Origin of the sequence: Fusobacterium sp. SYSU M8D902 (assembly GCF_040199715.1) — a bacterium.
Classification (GTDB): domain Bacteria; phylum Fusobacteriota; class Fusobacteriia; order Fusobacteriales; family Fusobacteriaceae; genus Fusobacterium_A.
Map to the genome: position 1 here is coordinate 23,497 of NZ_JBEFNA010000010.1, position 18,061 is coordinate 41,557.

General features: G+C 31.1%; 18 protein-coding genes. 10 read left to right on the forward strand and 8 right to left on the reverse strand.

Features of this window, described 5'->3' with window-relative positions:
* Window positions 1-8 precede the first annotated feature (8 nt).
* The 5 genes from ABNK64_RS05525 to ABNK64_RS05545 all read left to right on the forward strand — a co-directional run bounded on the left by ABNK64_RS05525 (window position 9) and on the right by ABNK64_RS05545 (window position 4,817).
* Complete coding sequence (locus ABNK64_RS05525) at window positions 9-575, forward strand: xanthine phosphoribosyltransferase (RefSeq protein ID WP_291255355.1); 567 nt, start codon at window positions 9-11, stop codon at window positions 573-575.
* A gap of 288 nt (window positions 576-863) precedes the next feature.
* The gene (locus ABNK64_RS05530) at window positions 864-1,625 is read left to right on the forward strand and encodes an amino acid ABC transporter substrate-binding protein (RefSeq protein ID WP_349763752.1); all 762 of its coding nucleotides are present in this window, start codon (window positions 864-866) and stop codon (window positions 1,623-1,625) included.
* A 22-nt stretch (window positions 1,626-1,647) separates the two neighbouring features.
* Window positions 1,648-2,274, forward strand: a complete 627-nt coding sequence (locus ABNK64_RS05535) for an amino acid ABC transporter permease (protein WP_349763753.1) — start codon at window positions 1,648-1,650, stop codon at window positions 2,272-2,274.
* Entirely contained in the window at window positions 2,274-2,909 is a 636-nt protein-coding gene (locus ABNK64_RS05540; protein WP_349763754.1) for an amino acid ABC transporter ATP-binding protein, read from the forward strand. Before ABNK64_RS05535 ends, ABNK64_RS05540 begins: the two co-directional genes overlap by 1 nt.
* Window positions 2,910-3,080: 171 nt before the next feature.
* Window positions 3,081-4,817, forward strand: a complete 1,737-nt coding sequence (locus ABNK64_RS05545; protein WP_349763755.1) for a phosphoenolpyruvate carboxykinase — start codon at window positions 3,081-3,083, stop codon at window positions 4,815-4,817.
* A gap of 69 nt (window positions 4,818-4,886) precedes the next feature.
* On the opposite strand, the gene ABNK64_RS05550 is transcribed toward ABNK64_RS05545, so the two are convergent.
* Genes ABNK64_RS05550 through ABNK64_RS05570 form a run of 5 tightly spaced genes read right to left on the reverse strand, consistent with a single transcriptional unit; the run spans window position 4,887 to window position 8,845 of the window.
* Window positions 4,887-5,897: a hypothetical protein gene (locus ABNK64_RS05550; protein ID WP_349763756.1), complete on the reverse strand. Its 1,011-nt coding sequence runs from the start codon at window positions 5,895-5,897 to the stop codon at window positions 4,887-4,889.
* Between the two features lie 53 nt (window positions 5,898-5,950).
* Window positions 5,951-6,721, reverse strand: coding sequence for a flavodoxin family protein (locus tag ABNK64_RS05555; RefSeq protein ID WP_349763757.1), 771 nt, complete (start codon window positions 6,719-6,721; stop codon window positions 5,951-5,953).
* Window positions 6,722-6,742: 21 nt separating this feature from the next.
* Entirely contained in the window at window positions 6,743-7,822 is a 1,080-nt protein-coding gene (gene mnmA, locus ABNK64_RS05560) for a tRNA 2-thiouridine(34) synthase MnmA (protein WP_349763758.1), read from the reverse strand.
* 21 nt (window positions 7,823-7,843) lie between these two features.
* On the reverse strand, window positions 7,844-8,464 hold the full coding sequence (locus ABNK64_RS05565; RefSeq protein WP_291256112.1) for a LysE family transporter: 621 nt from the start codon (window positions 8,462-8,464) through the stop codon (window positions 7,844-7,846).
* A gap of 24 nt (window positions 8,465-8,488) precedes the next feature.
* Entirely contained in the window at window positions 8,489-8,845 is a 357-nt protein-coding gene (locus ABNK64_RS05570) for a zinc-ribbon domain-containing protein (RefSeq protein WP_291256111.1), read from the reverse strand.
* Window positions 8,846-9,002: 157 nt separating this feature from the next.
* Between ABNK64_RS05570 and ABNK64_RS05575 the strand changes: the two genes are divergently transcribed.
* From ABNK64_RS05575 to ABNK64_RS05585, 3 genes are read left to right on the forward strand one after another with little or no spacing between them, the layout of a single operon-like run.
* A complete protein-coding gene (locus tag ABNK64_RS05575) occupies window positions 9,003-9,149 on the forward strand; it encodes a hypothetical protein (protein WP_349763759.1) in 147 nt (48 codons plus the stop codon).
* A gap of 8 nt (window positions 9,150-9,157) precedes the next feature.
* Window positions 9,158-9,442 (forward strand): hypothetical protein, encoded by a 285-nt coding sequence (locus ABNK64_RS05580; protein WP_291256105.1) that lies wholly within the window; start codon window positions 9,158-9,160, stop codon window positions 9,440-9,442.
* 21 nt (window positions 9,443-9,463) lie between these two features.
* Entirely contained in the window at window positions 9,464-10,423 is a 960-nt protein-coding gene (locus ABNK64_RS05585; protein WP_349763760.1) for a dipeptidase, read from the forward strand.
* A gap of 45 nt (window positions 10,424-10,468) precedes the next feature.
* Here the strand turns inward: ABNK64_RS05585 and clpB are convergent, their stop codons facing one another.
* Window positions 10,469-13,039: an ATP-dependent chaperone ClpB gene (clpB, locus tag ABNK64_RS05590; RefSeq protein ID WP_349763761.1), complete on the reverse strand. Its 2,571-nt coding sequence runs from the start codon at window positions 13,037-13,039 to the stop codon at window positions 10,469-10,471.
* A gap of 214 nt (window positions 13,040-13,253) precedes the next feature.
* Between clpB and ABNK64_RS05595 the strand changes: the two genes are divergently transcribed.
* On the forward strand, window positions 13,254-13,751 hold the full coding sequence (locus ABNK64_RS05595; protein ID WP_300340311.1) for a PTS sugar transporter subunit IIA: 498 nt from the start codon (window positions 13,254-13,256) through the stop codon (window positions 13,749-13,751).
* A 65-nt stretch (window positions 13,752-13,816) separates the two neighbouring features.
* Window positions 13,817-14,683 (forward strand): ROK family protein, encoded by an 867-nt coding sequence (locus ABNK64_RS05600; protein WP_349763762.1) that lies wholly within the window; start codon window positions 13,817-13,819, stop codon window positions 14,681-14,683.
* Window positions 14,684-14,730: 47 nt separating this feature from the next.
* Here ABNK64_RS05600 and ABNK64_RS05605 read toward each other — a convergent pair whose 3' ends face one another.
* Window positions 14,731-16,938, reverse strand: a complete 2,208-nt coding sequence (locus ABNK64_RS05605) for a transglycosylase domain-containing protein (RefSeq protein ID WP_349763763.1) — start codon at window positions 16,936-16,938, stop codon at window positions 14,731-14,733.
* A 9-nt stretch (window positions 16,939-16,947) separates the two neighbouring features.
* A complete protein-coding gene (gene rlmN, locus ABNK64_RS05610; RefSeq protein ID WP_456879372.1) occupies window positions 16,948-18,006 on the reverse strand; it encodes a dual-specificity RNA methyltransferase RlmN in 1,059 nt (352 codons plus the stop codon).
* Between the last annotated feature and the right edge of the window lie 55 nt (window positions 18,007-18,061).

The window sequence follows — 18,061 nt, forward strand, 5'->3', positions numbered from 1 at the left end:
TATTTCAGATGAAATTATTAAAAGATTATATTTTAAATACGGGAAAAACAATTGATTCAAAAATCTTGAAAGTAGATAATTTTTTAAATCACCAAATCGATCCCGTTTTGATGATGAAAATGGGAGAAGAGTTTAAAAAGAGATTTGAAGGGGTAGAGATAAATAAGATTCTTACAATAGAAGCTTCAGGAATAGCTGTTGGATTAGCAGCTGCATATGTTCTTAATGTTCCTTTGGTATTTGCTAAGAAGAGAGTACCTTCTACAATGTCAGATTTTTATACATCAAAGGTTTACTCTTTTACTAAAAATAAAGAGTATACTATCTGTGTAGGAAAAGATTTTTTAAATCCAGAGGACAGAGTTTTGATAATAGATGATTTTTTAGCTATGGGAAATGCTGTACTAGGGTTAAAAGAGTTAGTAGACCAAGCTGGAGCTAAGGTAATGGGTGTAGGAATAGCTGTTACTAAAGGATTCCAAGGTGGAGAAAAGCTATTACAAGATCAAGGATTGAGAGTTGAATCTCTAGCTGTAGTAGAGTCACTAGAGAATGGAGAGATCAAGTTTAGATAAAAAAAGATTGACAAATATTTAATATGGGTGTATCATAACAACATATAAAAAATTAAAAAGGAGATTATTATGAAAAAGAGTTTTGTTTTACTAAATTTAAAAACAGTTCATCATCACCATCATAGGTAGAGAGTTTGTTTTGTGAAGATTGATTCATAGATACAGACTCTAATTGACGTGCAATTGAGAATGTGTCTATGATGGTAAAACAAAAGATTTCATAATTTAGTTAGCCATCTGGATAAAAACAGATGGCTTTTTTTATTAATTATTTTAGGAGGTATAGAGATGAAAAAAATTATAATAACTATGGTGATGATGCTAAGTTTGGTTGTAACTTCTTTTGGAGCTGATAGATCTTTGGAAGATGTGAAGAAAAAGGGATATTTTACAGTTGGATTAGATGCCACATTTGCACCTATGGGTTATAGAGATGAGAATGGAGAGATAGTTGGATTTGATATAGATTTAGCTAAAGAGGTAGCTAATAGAATGGGAGTAGAGGCAAAATTCAGACCTTGTGAGTGGGATGCTATCATATTTGATTTGAGAAGTAAAAATATAGATATGGTATGGAATGGAATGACAATCACTCCAGTAAGAGAGAAACAGGTGCTATTTACTAAAGCATATTTAAGTAATAACCAGATAATATTCTCAAGAAAAGATAGTGGAACAATGACAACAGCAGATTTAGCTGGAAAAGTTGTAGGAGTACAGTTGGGAAGTTCTGGAGCTCAAGCTGTTGAGGATAGTGACATTAAGAGTCAGATTAAAGAGTTAAAAAAATATGCAACTAATGTAGAAGCTCTTATGGATTTGGAAGCGGGAAGATTGGATGCTGTAGTTATGGATGAAGTTTCTGGAAAGTACTATAATCAGAAAAAATCAACATTGAACTATTCAGTTGAAAATCTAGCAGAAGAGGGATATGGAGTGGCACTAAGAAAACAGGATAAGGCTTTGACTGACGAGATTAACCAAAAACTTGATGAGATGAGAGCAGATGGAACATTTGATAAGATCAAAGAGAAATGGCTAGGAAAATAATAGAGATTAAAAGGAGATAGGAATGGAAGAGAACATATTATATATATTACAGGGATTGGGATTGACAGTAAAATTATACATAGTAACAATGGTTTTTTCACTACCTTTAGGTGTGATATTATCATTGGGAAGAATATCAAAAAATAGCATAGTAAACAATGGAATACAGATATATACTTGGATATTTAGAGGAACACCTCTATTGCTACAACTATTCTTTGTATATTATGGATTACCTGTAATAGGAATTACACTATCTCCTTTTACAGCAGCATCTCTTACATTTATAATTAACTATACAGCATATTTTTGTGAGATATTCAGAGGAAGTATATTGGGAATAGATAAGGGACAATATGAAGCTGCAAAGGTTTTAGGTATGAATTATTGGCAGACTATGAGAAGAATAATAATTCCTCAAGCTTTAATTACAGCTTTGCCACCACTAGGAAATGAGGCTATTGCTCTTATAAAAGATACATCTTTAGTATCAGCAATAGGAATGGCAGAGATATTAAGAAACTCAAGAGAGATAGTGACTAGGGATTTTTCAATAACTCCATTTATAATCTGTGCTGGGGTATATTTAGTTCTATCAACAGTTGTAGTAATTTTCTTTAAAAGAATGGAAAAAAAGGTGATGATATAATGATTATAAAGATAAGAGATCTATATAAAAACTATGATAATGATGTAAAAATATTAAAAGGTGTAAACTTGGATATAGAAAAAGGAGAGGTAATCTCAATAATAGGAGCATCTGGTGGTGGAAAATCAACTCTTTTGAGATGTATGATTGGACTTGAAAAGATAGATGGTGGGAGCATAGAGACACCAGATAGAAAGAAGATGGGAATGGTATTCCAAAACTTTAATCTTTTTCCACATAAGACAGCTCTACAAAATATAATGGAGTCTTTAGTTATAGTTGATAAGATATCAAAAGAGGAGGCTAAGAGAGTGGGGCTTGAGTTGTTGGAAAAAGTTGGATTGAAAGAGAGAGCAGATTTCTATCCGAAGGCACTATCTGGAGGACAGAAACAGAGGGTAGCAATAGCTAGAGCAATGGCAAAAAATCCAGAGGTTTTACTTTTTGATGAGCCTACTTCAGCTTTAGATCCAGATATGGTAAATGAGGTTTTAAATGTAATTCAAAATTTAAAGGATACAACTGATATGACTATGGTAATAGTGAGTCACGAGATTGATTTTGTAAATAAAATCTCTGATAGAATAGTTGTAATGGAAAATGGGAATATAAAGGAGATAAGAGAGAATAGATAAGAATAGAGAGGTTTTAACTGTGACTCAAGGGTTAAAATCTCTTTTTTTAGCTTTGTATAAAAAATAATTTTTATAAAAATATAAAAATGAAAAAATAATTATAAAATTATTGACAAATAGATTAGTTCTGTGCTAAAGTATATTCATAAAAATAGCTGAGGAGGGATAAAAATGAGACAAGAAGCAACGATCAATAGAAATAGTATAACAGTTAACTTTACAGTAAAATATTGTAATAATTCGGAGTCACTATTAGATAGTGATGGATTTAAAAGAGTTCTTACAGCTTTTATTGAAAAAATTGAAAAAAAAGAGACACCTGTATATATCTATATAAAGGATTGTTGTGGAAAAAATAGTAATTTAGTTCAGGAGATTACAAAATTATTTAAACTGTTAATAGTTTTAGAAGCTGATGAGCTGGCTAAATTAGATGAGAAATACTGTAAATTATTGGAAGATAGGAATACATTGATAGAGTTTATAGAGAATCTTTACACATTCTGGAGAAGGTATGAGAGATATGCAATTGTGAGAAATAGTAAAAAGGGGGAAGGACTTCAAAATGTAAACTTTATTGAAGCTATAAATAATTTTAAAAATCTGATATTGAGTACTTATCGTCAAATAGAAGAGACTATAATGGGGTATAAACATAGAGTATATAGACAGTTGAGTGCTGGGATAAATGCTGGAATTATATTGAATGATATGAATAGAAACTGTCCAGCAGAATATTCAGTTTTAGAGAGAATACCATTTATTGAAACTGTGATACTTCAGCCACCATTTATAACATATCCTAAGAGAAATACAAGAACAGGGATATTCCAAGAAGTGTTTGAGAATCCTTTGAAAGAGGTATGCATAAATGAAGAGAACTGGTTTTGTTATCCAGCAAAAGTTGGAGAATCTTTAGCTTTTGTATATTTTAATAGATCTTTTATGTCACAAGGAGTGGCACTATGTAATCTATTTGAATTGGCTAGAGAAGAGGAGTACAAGAATAGAAAGCCAGATATTGTATATATGTACGGAGTAAAAGATTATGATAGAGAGATGAAGACAGTTTTCTATGACGATAAAGAGAATGATATGTTGGTTGGTTATGCTAATTATGGTGAGGATATAGATTATTTTGGATATATGAAAAAGATGATACTAACTCTTCATAATATAAGAATGATAAAAAAAGGTGGACTGCCAATACATGGAGCTATGGTACATGTTATAATGAAAAATGGAAAGAACTATAACATAGTGATAATGGGGGATAGTGGAGCTGGAAAATCAGAGAGTTTGGAAGCATTTAGAAATCTGAGTGAGAAGTATGTAAAGGATATGAAAGTAATATTTGATGATATGGGAACATTGATATTGAATCCTAAAAATGGAGCTCCTTTGGGAATAGGTACAGAGATAGGGGCATTTGTAAGATTAGATGACTTAGATACTGGCTATGCTTATAAAGAGATAGATAGAAGTATATTTATGAACCCAGATAAGAAAAACTCAAGAATTATAATTCCAATAGCTTCTTATAGTGATATTATGAAAGGTTATCCAATAGATTTCTTTTTCTATGCTAATAACTATGATAAGGTAGAGGATAATGAGTTGGAATTTTTCTCTACTCCTAGTGAAGCTATTGAAGTATTTAAGGCTGGAAGGAGAATGGCTAAGGGAACTACAAGTGAGGTTGGAATAGTGGATTCATACTTTGCTAATCCATTTGGACCTGTACAGAAACAGGAAGAAACTAATATCTTAATTGAAAGATTCTTTAGAGAGATGTTTAATAAGGGTGTTAAAGTGGGAGAGATAAAAACTCAGTTAGGAATAAAAGGTATGGAGAAAGATGGACCACTTAAGGCAGCACAAAAACTATTTGAATTGATAAAGGATTAAGAAAAAAGAGCAAGTATAGCTAGGCTCATTATATGCTTTTGCTAACTTGCTCTTTTAAATTTTTAATAATTATTTATTTTCCTCTTTGATCTCTTTGAAAATATTTATAATAGGAGTTTTTACAACAGCTACAAAGATTCCTAAAAATACTCCTAAAACAGCTCCAATAAGAAGAATTAGCTTATTACTAACTCCTTTTTCAGAATTTAGTTCATCTAAAGTAATGGAAACTATTTTATTTTCTCCAGAAAAAGATAGGATATTTTTAGAGTTTTCTTTTATACTATTTAGTATAGCAACTTTTGAATAAAGATTATTTAAAGTTTTAATCTCTTGCTGATATTGAGTGTATAGTATTGGATCTATTATAGAGAGATTTGTATTTAAATTTTCTTTTGAAGATTCTTTAAAATTCTCTTTGATTACATTCATAACTTTTTCATTTGAAATTTTAATTTGGTCAAGTGTCTTATCAAGATCTCTATCATAAGTGATGATAAGTTCTGATAAATTTTTATCAAATTCATCATTTAAGTAGTTCATATCTTTTTGTGTTATCTCTGTAATCTTATCTGTTAAAGTATTGATATCTTTAGCTTTTACTTTAGTAAAAAGCTTATACTCCTGTTTTTTAACATCTATAATCTTTATAAAATCATACTTCTCTTTTAAAATATCTTTTATCTCTTGAATATTTTCAGAGTTTAAAGCAGTAACTCCATCTTCTTGAAGATCAATTAAAGGTAAAAATGATTTTTCTAAAATTGTAGTAATATCATTATTAATTGTATTATTATCTAATTTATTATTTTTTTCATTTTCAGTATTGATTGTATTATCTTTGAAGTCATATAGAGACAATATATTACTTATATTTGTAGAAACTGAAATATTAACTCCATAGTTATGAGAGCTATTATTTTTATAGAAAATAAATCCAAATGCTAAAACTATAGATAAAATAACCATAGAAATAACTGTATTTTTTTCTCTTATAATCGTTTTTAGAAGATCAACTAAATCAATCTCATCTTCATCTTCATATCTTTTTTCTAATTCAAAATTCTCTATTTTTCTCATCTTTTACCATTCCCTTATTTTAATATAATCTCTTTTATTTATAACATTAGCAATTACAGATATATCTCTGCTTCTCTTCTCTCAATATACTTAGTTTCAAGCATATCAATAATAGGTTGAATAGGATTATTAAAAACCTCTCTACCATTGAAAGTACAAATTTTGATACAAGCATAGCAATGTATACATTTTTCAACTTCAACAATATCAGGTTTTCTAGGATCAATTGCCTTTACAGGACACACTATCCAACACTTTCTACAATAGACACAGTTGTTATTAGCCATAGGTGTAAATAGAAGTTTAGGCATTCCCTGTTTGTATGGACGATTTCCAGGGAGAGTAGGTTGAGAAAGATCGTTTCTCTCTAATTTTTCTCTTATCTTCTTTCCAAATTCTAGGGCTATCTCTAAATCTTCTGTATCGGGTCTATTTGTTCCAACTTTCTTACTATATGAATGTTCACCTATAAAAGCACCACCAGCCAAGATAGAGAAACCATTATCTTTTAGAATATCTTCTAACTCAACTAGTGCATCTTCATAGGCTCTGTTACCATATACCACAATTGGGATAGCTAGGCTAGTTCCTTTAATGTTGTTTAAAGTAGGGAGTATCACTTGAGGAACTCTACCAGCATAGACAGGGACACCAACAATTACTAAAGTATCCTCATCATTATCGTAACTTGGTTTGTTGTTGTCAATAAAGGTAATATTTTCCTCTATCATCTCTACTCCAAGTCCTTCGGCTATCTTTTCTACCACTTTTTTAGTTGTGTTTGTAGGGCTAAAATAATAGTACCTAACTTTTTTTATTGTCATAAGTTTCCCCCTCTATTTTAATTAAATTATAAATCCACTTCCTAAAACCTTTTTATTTTTATCATAGAAAACTACTCCTTGCCCTGGAGTTACAGCTCTAACTTTATCTTCTAAGAATTTAACTTTTAAATTTCCATTTTTTAGTGTTTCTAAAATACACTTATGTAATTTATCTCTTGAACGAGTTTTTGCCCAACAAACTATTCCGTCAAGATCTTCATATGAGTTTACAGAGATTAAGTTTATATCCTTAGCTTCTAACTCATCTTTGAATAACATCTCATTATCACCAACAATAACACTATTAGTCTTTCCATCTAGTTTGATAACATAGAGAGGTTTTTCTTGAGATATTCCCAAGCCTTTTCTTTGTCCAATTGTATAGAAAGATAATCCGTTGTGTTGACCTAAAACTTTACCATCAACAGTGACAATATTCCCTTTTTTTCCGGCTTTTCCTTTAGTTTTTTCCAAAAGAAACTCTTTTAATTTCCCATCTTCTACAAAACAGATCTCTTGAGAATCTTTTTTAGCATAAACTCTAACACCTAGAATTTCAGCCAATTCTCTAACCTTAGGTTTTTCCAAATCACCAATTGGGAACATTAGATATTTTAAATTCTCTTTTTTTATTTGAGATAGGAAGTAAACCTGATCCTTATTAGGGTCATCTCCCATAGCTAAAATTCCATCTTTCAGCTGTGTATAGTGACCAGTAGCCATAAAGTTTGCCCCCTTTGAACGAGCAAAGTCAATCAACATACCAAACTTAATATGCTTATTACATACCATACAAGGATTAGGAGTTCTACCATTCATGTACTCATCTACAAAATAGTTCATTACAGTGTTATGAAACTCTTTTGTAGCATCTAAAACATAGTGAGGTATTCCTAAATCTTCACATACTCTTTTTGCATCTTCATCTTCAGGGGTACAAGTTCTCATAGTTATACCAATCAGATCATATCCCTGTTTTTTTAAAATATAAGCTACTGTAGAGCTATCTACTCCTCCACTCATAGCTACAGCAATCTTTATATTTTTATTGTTTTCATTGTAGACTAAGTATTTTTCAAAGTCTTTATTTAAATTTTCCATTTATAACAAACCTTCCTTTTTCTAAAAAAACTTAATAAGAGTTAATGCTAGAGTTATTACTCCTCCAACAAAGATTAACCCTCCTGAAATTTTTGAAATCTTAATCAATTTATCTTCGTTTAAAACTCTAGTACATTTAGAGATGATGTAGGTAGTGATAAACCACTCAACAGCTCCTCCAGCAAATATACCAAAGGCAATGAATGGGGCTACTAAGTCAACATCTTCACCATATACTTTTAAAGTTGTAAAAATAACTAGTATTGTAAAAATACTAGAAATATTAGCTAGTGCTAAGAAAAAAGTTGTAAAATAATCTTTGATCATTCCAGCTGGAGTACACTCTATTTTTTTTATTTTTACTTTTTTCTCTAATTTTTTCCAACCCACAAACATTAGAAAAAAAGCTACAATAATTTGTAAAAAAGATTCAAATTTTACTATAATGTCTTCTACACGAGTAATAAAAAGCAAAGCCGTTAATCCATAAATTACATCAACTGTAACCATACCTAAAGCTGATATATACCCTTTTCGTTGATTTTCTATTAATGTTTTTTCCATACAGTATATTCCTATAGGTCCAAAGGGTAATGATAGTATTAATCCAGTAACGACTCCTTTTAATGCTGTTAATATCAACGGTACCTACCTCCAAAAAATAATTTACTTTAAAGCTTTCCCACATTTAGGACAATAAGAAAAATCTCTCGCTATACTTGTACCACAATGAGGACAGGTATTCGTTTCTAATATAATATTTTCAATATCTTCATACTCTACATTTTTAGATTCTAAAACTTTTAAAATAGAACTCTTTTTTAATTTGTAAACACTCTTACAACTATTACAAATAATTATATACTCTTTTGAATATTTAAAAATTGGAATAAAAAAAATATCAAAAGTTCGAGATAACTCCATTAGAGAAAATGTCTCACTAATACATCCAGTACATTTAAATGAAACAGTACCCAAATTTTTATTTTTATTACCTATTCCTAAAACTCCAATAAAAAACATTTCAACTCCCTTACTATAAGTAAATAAACTGTGAATTACTCCCTAGATGATTATACCATATTCTAGAGTTGTTTAAAAGAGAATTTATAAAATAGTGTTTTCAAGAATAAAAATATATTATATAATATCTAATATAAAGAATATAAGGAGAAGAGATTTGAAGAGAAATATGTCAGAGGCTGAGATAGAGAGGCAGATGGAAAGGGCATTAGACAGAATACCTTTTGAAATGAAGAAAATTAAATTAATTCTTTCAATAGTGAAAAAAATAAAAAGAGTGAAGACGATTTTTAAGTTTAAGTAGGAGGAAATATGTTAAGTGAAAAATTAACAAAAAAATTGGGAACAATAGCAAAAGAGTTTGAAAAGAGAGGTTACACATTGGAAGAGGATTTAATAGAACTGTGTGAAACAAGAGAGGATATAGCTGAAAGAATTGAGAATACAAAGTTCAAGAAAATAGAGTTTTTTCAAGATGAGGAGCTAAACTCTGTGGGAATAACTCTTGAAGATGTTCAGGTAGAATTTTTTGTAACTGAGGGAGAAGATGAAGAGGGACCTTGGTATGAGGCAGAGGCAGAGATAATTTTCTTTTAAATAGATTTAGGAGGGACAACTATGAAGATGTTTGACGGTCATGCAGATATTTGGTATGATGTAGCAAAAAAAAGAAAGTTGGGAGAAGAGAGAATTGTAGAGAGATATCATTTGGATAGAATGAGATCTGGAAATATAATGGGAGGTATATTCATAGCGTATCTTGGTTATGAAGAGGGGCAAGATGATGTAAAAGAGATGTTACATTTAGTCAATTCCACTATCCATGAGATAAAAAATAATCCTGAACTTTTTAATATAATCAAGAAAAAAGGAGATTTTAATAGAGGGTTAGTAGAGGAAAAATTAAATGTTCTTATGGGAATAGAGGGATTAAGAGCTATTGGTAAAAATTTGGATTGGTTGGATACTCTATATGAGTTGGGATTTAGACATGCATCACTTACTTGGAACGAGGAGAATGACTTAGCTACAGGAGTAGGTGGAGATGAGAATAGAGGACTTACTGATATTGGGTTAGAGGCTGTTAAAAAAATGGAGAAATTAGGTATGATTATTGATGTTTCTCATGCCAATGAAAAAACATTTTGGGATATCTTTAACAATACAACTAAACCGATAATAGCTTCACACTCAAATGCATATTCTCTATGCAAACATAAGAGAAATCTTACTGATGAGCAGATTAAAGCTATTGCAAGTAGAGATGGAATAATAGGAGTAAATGCTTATAAAGGATTTGTGGCTATTGATCCAGCTAGACAGAATTTAGAAAAATATGTAGATCATATAGAGTATATTATCTCTCTTGTAGGAGTAAAACATGTAGCACTAGGTTTTGATTTTTGTGAGTATTTGAATCCAGAGAAAAAAGAGGAGGATATAAATCCAAAAGGACTGGAAAATGCTTCAAAAGCTTATGCTGTAATTGAGGAATTAAGAAGAAGAGAGTACAGTGAAAGTGATATAAGAAAGATTGCTTATGAAAACTTTATGAGAATAGCGGAAAATTTATTATAAGTAAAATAAAGCCAGAGGTCATAGTTACAACCTCTGGTTTTTCTATTATCTCACTTTAAAAGTGATCTCATTATTTTCAAGTACAACATCAACAGTATCTCTCTCTTTTATCTGATTAGAAAGGATAAGTTTAGCAAGTGTTGTTTCAAGTTCTTTTTGTATATATCTTCTAAGTGGTCTTGCTCCATATTGAGGTTCATAAGCATTTTCAGCTAGATATTCTACAACCTCATCAGAGAAGTTAAGTTGAATATATCTATCTTTTAACTTATCTTCAACAGATTTAAGAGCAAGTTTAACTATATCTTTAATAGAAGCAAGATCAAGAGCTTTAAAAGTAATTATCTCATCAACCCTGTTTAAAAACTCAGGTCTAAAGTTAGCTTTTAATTGATCTAGTACTCTCTCTTTTGTAGCTTCACTCAAATTGATATCATCAAGAATTAAGCTACTTCCAATATTAGAAGTCATAATAATCAATGTATTCTTGAAGTCTACAACTCTTCCCTGTCCATCTGTCAATCTACCATCATCAAGCACTTGTAATAGAATGTTGAACACATCAGGATGAGCTTTTTCAATCTCGTCAAATAGTATTACTGAATAAGGTTTTGTTCTTACAGCTTCAGTAAGTTGTCCACCCTCTTCATAACCTACATATCCTGGAGGTGCACCAATAAGTCTAGTAGTAGAGAATTTATCCATATATTCACTCATATCTATTCTAATAACTGAATCCTCACTATCAAAAAGATTATAAGCTAGAGATTTAGCCAAGTAAGTTTTACCTACCCCAGTTGGTCCTAAGAAGATGAATGATCCCATTGGTCTGTTAGCATCTTTAAGTCCAGCTCTTGATCTGATCATAGTATCAGCAACAGCTTTTACAGCCTCATCTTGACCTTTTACTCTCTCTTTTAGAGAAGTTTCAAGATTTAATATTTTTTCTTTTTCAGTTTCGGCAAGTTTTGATACAGGTATACCTGTCCATTTAGATACAATATCTGCAATCTCATCAGAAGTAATCTCTTGTTTTAAAAGTCCACTACTTCCATAAGCTTCATCAAGTTTGTCTTGTTGCTCTTTTAATTGTCTTTCAAGCTCACCAAGTTTACCATATTTTAACTCTGAAAGTTTAGTTAAATCATAGTTTCTTTCAGCTTGTTCCATTTCAAGTTTAACTTTTTCAATCTTCTCTTTGATCTCTTTTACCTTAGTAATATCTTTTTTCTCAAGTTCCCATTGAGATTTTAAAAGAGATTTTTTAGAGTTTATCTCAGCTAACTCTTTTTCAAGATTTTCCAATCTCTCTTTAGAAGCTGTATCAGTCTCTTTTTTTAAGGCTTCCTTTTCAATCTCAAGTTGCATACTTTTTCTAGTAAGCTCATCAAGTTCAGCTGGCATAGAATCAATCTCAGTTCTGATCATAGCAGCAGCTTCATCTATAAGGTCAATAGCCTTATCAGGAAGCTGTCTATCAGTGATATATCTATTACTTAGAGTGGCAGCAGCAACAATAGAACCATCAGAAATTCTAACTCCGTGATACATCTCAAACTTTTCTTTAAGTCCTCTCAATATTGATATAGTGTCTTCAACAGTAGGTTCATTAACTAATACAATTTGGAATCTTCTTTCAAGAGCTGGATCCTTTTCAATATATTTTCTGTACTCGTCAATAGTTGTAGCACCAATAACTCTAACCTCTCCTCTTGCAAGCATAGGTTTTAAGATGTTACCTGCGTCCATAGCTCCATCAGTTTTTCCAGCACCAACTATAGTGTGGATCTCATCAATAAATAGAATAATATTACCATTTGAAGTTTCCACCTCTTTTAAAACACCTTTTAATCTCTCTTCAAATTCACCTCTAAATTTTGCCCCAGCTATTAGAGCTCCCATATCTAGAGAGTAGATAGTTTTACCTTTTAATGACTCTGGTACGTCACCATTTAAAATTCTTTGAGCTAATCCCTCAGCTATTGCAGTTTTACCTACACCAGGTTCTCCAATAAGGATAGGATTATTTTTAGTTCTTCTAGAGATAATTTGAATAGCTCTTCTAATTTCACTATCTCTACCTATGATAGGGTCAATTTTTCCCTGTCTAGCTAATTCAACTAAGTTTTTAGCATATTTTTCTAAGACTTCATAATTAGCTTCTGGATTTTGAGAATCAACTTTTTGATTTCCTCTAATCTCTTTGACAACCTCTTCATATTTTTTCTCATCTAAACCTAATCTTTTTAAGATAGGAAGATGTCTTAATAATGCCCAGAAAAGATGTTCAACACTTATGTAAGAGTCTCCCATTTTCTCCATAAGGCTTTCAGCTTCTATTAAAACTCTATGAGTTCCTTGATCCAATGAAGTATCCCCTAGATTACTACCCTCTACCTTTGGAAATTTTAAAACTTCATTTTCTAGCTGACCAACTATATAGTTTAAATTTAAATCTAACTTTTCAATAATTCTAGGAATAAGTCCCTCACTATTTTTAAGGAGAGCCAAAGCTAGAAACTCAGGTTTTATAGTTTGTTGTTTAGCTTTAATCGCAAGTGTTTGTGCCTCTTGTAAAGCTAATAATGAGTTTTCTGTAAATTTATTTTGATTCATATAAAAACGACCTCCTTTTAATTTGTTAGCACTCTAATCGCTTGAGTGCTAATTCATTTATATTCTGATTATAGAACATAAAAATAAATTTGTCAACTATTTTTAAACAATTTTTTTAAAAAATTAAAATTAAGTCAAATAAAAAAAATAATTGATTTATTTTTAAAAATGTGAAATAATATGGTGTACTATTAATTCGAATAGGAGGATTTTTATGGGATTATTTGATTTTTTTAAAAAGAAAAACAGTGAGGAATGGTTTGAGATATACTCACCTTTAAATGGTAGAGTTATTGACCTATCAGAGGTTCCTGATGATGCTTTTGCTCAAAAAATGGTAGGAGACGGATGTGCTATTGATCCAACTAGTGGAGCTATATATGCACCAGTAAATGGAGATATAGATATTTTTGAAACTAACCATGCTGTTAGCTTTGAAACACCAAACGGATTAGAGATGATAGTTCACTTTGGTATAGATACTGTAACTTTAAAAGGTGAGGGATTTAACAGAGTGGCAACTTCTGATTCTGTAAAAGTTGGAGATAAATTGGTAGAGTATGATTTAGACTTTATAAAAGATAAAGTTCCATCAACAAAAACTCCTGTGATTATCAACAATATGGATGCTGTAGAGAAAATTGAAGTTGTTGCAAAGGGAAAAGATGTTAAGGTTGGAGACCTTATAATGAGAGTTTTATTAAAAAAATAGTATAAATTAAAATGGTTAGTTAATTCTAGCCATTTTTTTCTATTAATTAGATAGAGGTGAGAATTATGAAAATAGGAGCAATAGAAGCAGGGGGAACAAAATTTGTATGTGGAATTGGAAATGAGAAGGGTGAAATTTTAGAAAGAGTTAGTTTTTCCACTGAAACTCCAGAGATAACTTTAGCAAAAGTAGTAGAATTTTTTCAAGACAAGGGAGTTGAAAGATTAGGGATTGGCTCTTTTGGACCTATTGATATAAATAAAAATTCTAAAACTTATGGATATATTACTAAAACACCAAAATTAGCTTGGACAGATTGTGATGTTGTAGGATATTTAAAAAAATATTTTGAGATACCTATATATTTTGACACTGATGTAAATGGGGCAGCTTTGGGAGAAGCAACTTGGGGAGCAGCTAAAGGCTTAGAAAACTGCCTATATTTAACAATTGGAACAGGTATAGGTGGTGGAGCATTAGTTTCAGGAAAATTAGTTCATGGAATGTTACACCCAGAGATGGGGCATATATTGGTAAAAAGACATTCAGAGGATAAATATGAAGGAAAGTGTCCTTTTCATAAGGATTGTTTGGAAGGAATGGCTGCAGGACCAGCAATAGAGGAGAGATGGGGTAAAAAAGCTTATGAACTACCAGTGGAACACAAGGCTTGGGACATGGAGGCTTACTATATAGCTCAAGGTGTAGTGAATTTTATCTTGACTCTTTCACCAGAAAAAGTAATACTAGGTGGTGGAGTAATGAAACAGGAACAATTATTCCCTAAGATTAGAAAAAATGTTGTGGAGTTATTAAAGGGATATATTCAAACAGAGAATATTTTAAAAAATATAGATGAGTATATAGTTTATCCAAAATTGGGAGATAATGCTGGGCTTTTGGGTGCTATGGCACTTACATTGGCAGATTAAAAGAGTATATAAAAAGGTGCTACAGAAAAATGTAACACCTTTTTTTATTAATTACCTAACAATCTTTGGAAAAGAGAATCTTCAGTATTTGAAGGGGATTTAGTCTTGTTTTCAATAGGAGTAACCTCTTTGAAATTACTATTTCCATTTAAACTGTTTTCCTCTTTTTTAATTTCTGTTTGAGAAGAGTTTCTATTTGAATAACCAGCTCTCTCAAATATTCCAGAGATTCCTTTAGAGTATTTCTCGCTATTTTCTAATTGTAGCTTTCCTCTTCTAATTGCAAAATCTCTTCCATTGTTTACTTTTAGACCTGTGTCTAAGGCTAAGTTCTGAATAAAGATATCACCATTTTTTAAATGGTTATCTAGGAATGAGAACTTAGCAGAGGTATCATAAAGTTTTTTATTAACTAAATTTTGATAGTATTGTGCCCATAGAGGAGCAACTCCACTACCACCTGTAATATTACCCTTTATAGGTGAGTTATTATCATAACCTATATATATAGTTGTAACATAGTTAGGAGTTATTCCAGCAAACCAGATAGTTCTATTTTCATTGGTTGTACCTGTTTTTCCACCCTGTTCAATTCTTTTCTTCTGTAGATCATAAACAGATGCTCTTGATGAGCTACCATGTAGGACAGAACTCTTCAGCATATAAGTTATAAGGCTGGTATCAATACTGTCATATACTTTCTCTTTGTCTGGTAATTCCTCATAGATAGAGTTTCCATACTTATCCACAACTGAAGTAACAACTATAGGTTTAATTTTGTAACCACCATTAGCAAAGATACTATAGTCTAAAGCGTGTTGTAATGGTGTATTTTCAAATGAACCTAAAGAAGCAGTTAAGTCATTAGGTATTTTTAAGTTTGGATCTAACTTAGCTATATTCTTTTTAAGATTAGCCACTCCAATATGATCTAAAAGCTGTATTGATACAGTGTTTACAGATCTATCTAGGGCAGTCAAAAGAGTGAGATTGTTACTATATCTACTACCATAGTTTTTAGGAATCCACTTACCATACTGTAAATATCTATCTTCAACAACTGTATTTAGCTCATAACCATTTTGTAAAGCTGTAAAGTAAAGGAATGGTTTGAAAGATGAACCAAGTTGTCTTTTTGCCATAGTGGCTCTATTGAATCCACCAGCTTTAAAGTTTCTACCAGCTACAATAGTAATTATATGTCCGTTGTTAGGATCAATAGTGATCATACCACCCTGTAACTCGTTTTTACTATCTTTTTTAAATAATTCATAGTTATCAAAACTCTCTTTAGCAACTTTTTGCATATCTAAATCAAGAGTAGTATAGACTTTTAATCCACCCGTATAGATAAGATCCTCATCAAAATTTTCTAGCAAAATCTTTTCAACTAGGTCAGAAAAATCAGGAACATTATATTCAACAGCATTTTTCTTATTGTACACAATAGTTGTATTATCATCTAGGACAAAATCCTTAGGAATATCCTTTTCATTATAGAATTTATGGGCTAGAGCTTTCTCATACTCCTCTTTTGTGATCATACCATCTTCATACATCTCCGAAAGAATCAACTTCATTCTTTTAATAGAATTTTTTAACTTTTTAGTAGGGTTGTATGTGTCAGGTCTATTTGGTATTCCAGCTAAAAGAGCAGACTCAGCCAAGCCAATCTGTGAGATATCCTTTCTGTAAAATTGTTCAGCAGCTGTTCTTACACCATAAGCTCCAGCTCCAAAGTATATCTCATTAAGATATTTTTCAAAAATCTCATCTTTTGTATATTTTCTCTCAATTTCAAAGGTGATAAGAGCTTCTTTAATCTTTCTAGCCAAGCTTTTCTCATGAGATAAAAAGGCATTTCTAGCCAATTGCTGTGTGAATGAACTAGCTCCTTGTACAGCAGATCTATTTTTTACATTGGCAACTATAGCTCCAACCAATCTTTTAAAGTGTATACCGTGGTGAGAGTAGAACTGTTTGTCTTCAATAGCCAAGAAAGCATTTTTTACATTTTGAGGAATATCTTTAAACTTTGCCACTTTTCTACTCTCTCTAGATATTATATCAATAACTTTTCCGTTTCTATCATATACAGTTGTAGGGATAGATGGAGAATAATCCTCTATTAGAGTTGAAATTTCTGGAAGTTCTTTATAATACTTGTACACTACTCCAAAAACTACTCCTGAAGTAATTACTCCACCTAAAAATATTACAGCTAAAAATATCTTTAAGTATGTAAACTTTTTCATTCTTCCCCCTTATTTAGTAGGTTTTTTATTTTTTTGTCTTAATTGTCCACAAGCTCCATCAATATCTGTTCCTTTTTCTCTTCTGATAGTTACATTAACTCTTCTTACATTCTCCAAGAAGTTTACAAATCTCTCAATTTTCTTATCAGAAGGTCTTTCCATCTCTGTTCCCTCTACTGGGTTGCAAGGGATAAGGTTAACTACATGATCAAAATCGTGTACGAAATCAGCTAGAGCATTGGCATCAGCTTCTGATACGTTAAAGTTATTGATCAAGATATATTCAAAAGTTATTCTTCTCTTTGTCTGTCTTTGGTACTCTTGTAATACAGCATGTAGATCCTCTAATGGATATCTTCTATTGATAGGGATAATCTCATCTCTCTTCTCATTGATAGCTGTATGTAGAGATATAGCTAACTCTATTGGAACTTTCTCAAGTAGTATCTTTTCAATATTTGGTACAATTCCAGAAGTAGAGATAGTTATCTTTCTCTTAGATATGTTTATACCATTTTCATTAGATAGGATCTCTAGAGCCTTTAAAACATTAGTAAGGTTTAAAAGTGGCTCACCCATTCCCATAAATACAATATTATTAAGGTTAGTTCCCTGCTTAACCAATCTTCTCTCTACAGTATATACTTGGTTTATGATCTCACTTACATTTAGATCTCTTACAAATCCACCTTGTCCTGTTGCACAGAAAGCACATTTTACAGCACAACCTACTTGAGATGAGATACAAAGAGTATTTCTCTTATCTTTATGTCTTAATAACACAGTTTCAATAGTATTTCCATCTTCTAATTGGAATAGGAATTTCTCTGTTTTATCTATTTTAGACACTTGGTGCTTAAGTAGATTTAAGAATGGAATGTATGCTTTTTCCATCAAAGTTTCTCTATCTTTTAAAGATAGGTTAGTAACCTCATTTAAGTCTCTAACTATTTTTTTATGTAACCAGTTAAAAAGTTGTTTCCCGTAAAACTTCTTCATTCCAAGAGAGATGATAAACTCCTCTAACTCTTGTTGATTAAGATTTAATAAATTTATTCTATCTGACATTATTTTCCTCCATAAAGTTTTTAATTAACAATGTATTATAACAGAAAAAATGAGT

Coding starts and splice junctions, on each gene's coding strand:
- ABNK64_RS05545 (WP_349763755.1), top strand. CDS start 3,081: ATGAGACAAGAAGCAACGATCAATAGAAATAGTATAACAGTTAACTTT.
- ABNK64_RS05525 (WP_291255355.1), top strand. CDS start 9: ATGAAATTATTAAAAGATTATATTTTAAATACGGGAAAAACAATTGAT.
- ABNK64_RS05585 (WP_349763760.1), top strand. CDS start 9,464: ATGAAGATGTTTGACGGTCATGCAGATATTTGGTATGATGTAGCAAAA.
- ABNK64_RS05535 (WP_349763753.1), top strand. CDS start 1,648: ATGGAAGAGAACATATTATATATATTACAGGGATTGGGATTGACAGTA.
- ABNK64_RS05600 (WP_349763762.1), top strand. CDS start 13,817: ATGAAAATAGGAGCAATAGAAGCAGGGGGAACAAAATTTGTATGTGGA.
- ABNK64_RS05580 (WP_291256105.1), top strand. CDS start 9,158: ATGTTAAGTGAAAAATTAACAAAAAAATTGGGAACAATAGCAAAAGAG.
- ABNK64_RS05570 (WP_291256111.1), bottom strand. CDS start 8,845: ATGTTTTTTATTGGAGTTTTAGGAATAGGTAATAAAAATAAAAATTTG.
- clpB (WP_349763761.1), bottom strand. CDS start 13,039: ATGAATCAAAATAAATTTACAGAAAACTCATTATTAGCTTTACAAGAG.
- mnmA (WP_349763758.1), bottom strand. CDS start 7,822: ATGGAAAATTTAAATAAAGACTTTGAAAAATACTTAGTCTACAATGAA.
- ABNK64_RS05530 (WP_349763752.1), top strand. CDS start 864: ATGAAAAAAATTATAATAACTATGGTGATGATGCTAAGTTTGGTTGTA.
- ABNK64_RS05550 (WP_349763756.1), bottom strand. CDS start 5,897: ATGAGAAAAATAGAGAATTTTGAATTAGAAAAAAGATATGAAGATGAA.
- ABNK64_RS05605 (WP_349763763.1), bottom strand. CDS start 16,938: ATGAAAAAGTTTACATACTTAAAGATATTTTTAGCTGTAATATTTTTA.
- ABNK64_RS05555 (WP_349763757.1), bottom strand. CDS start 6,721: ATGACAATAAAAAAAGTTAGGTACTATTATTTTAGCCCTACAAACACA.
- rlmN (WP_456879372.1), bottom strand. CDS start 18,006: ATGTCAGATAGAATAAATTTATTAAATCTTAATCAACAAGAGTTAGAG.
- ABNK64_RS05595 (WP_300340311.1), top strand. CDS start 13,254: ATGGGATTATTTGATTTTTTTAAAAAGAAAAACAGTGAGGAATGGTTT.
- ABNK64_RS05540 (WP_349763754.1), top strand. CDS start 2,274: ATGATTATAAAGATAAGAGATCTATATAAAAACTATGATAATGATGTA.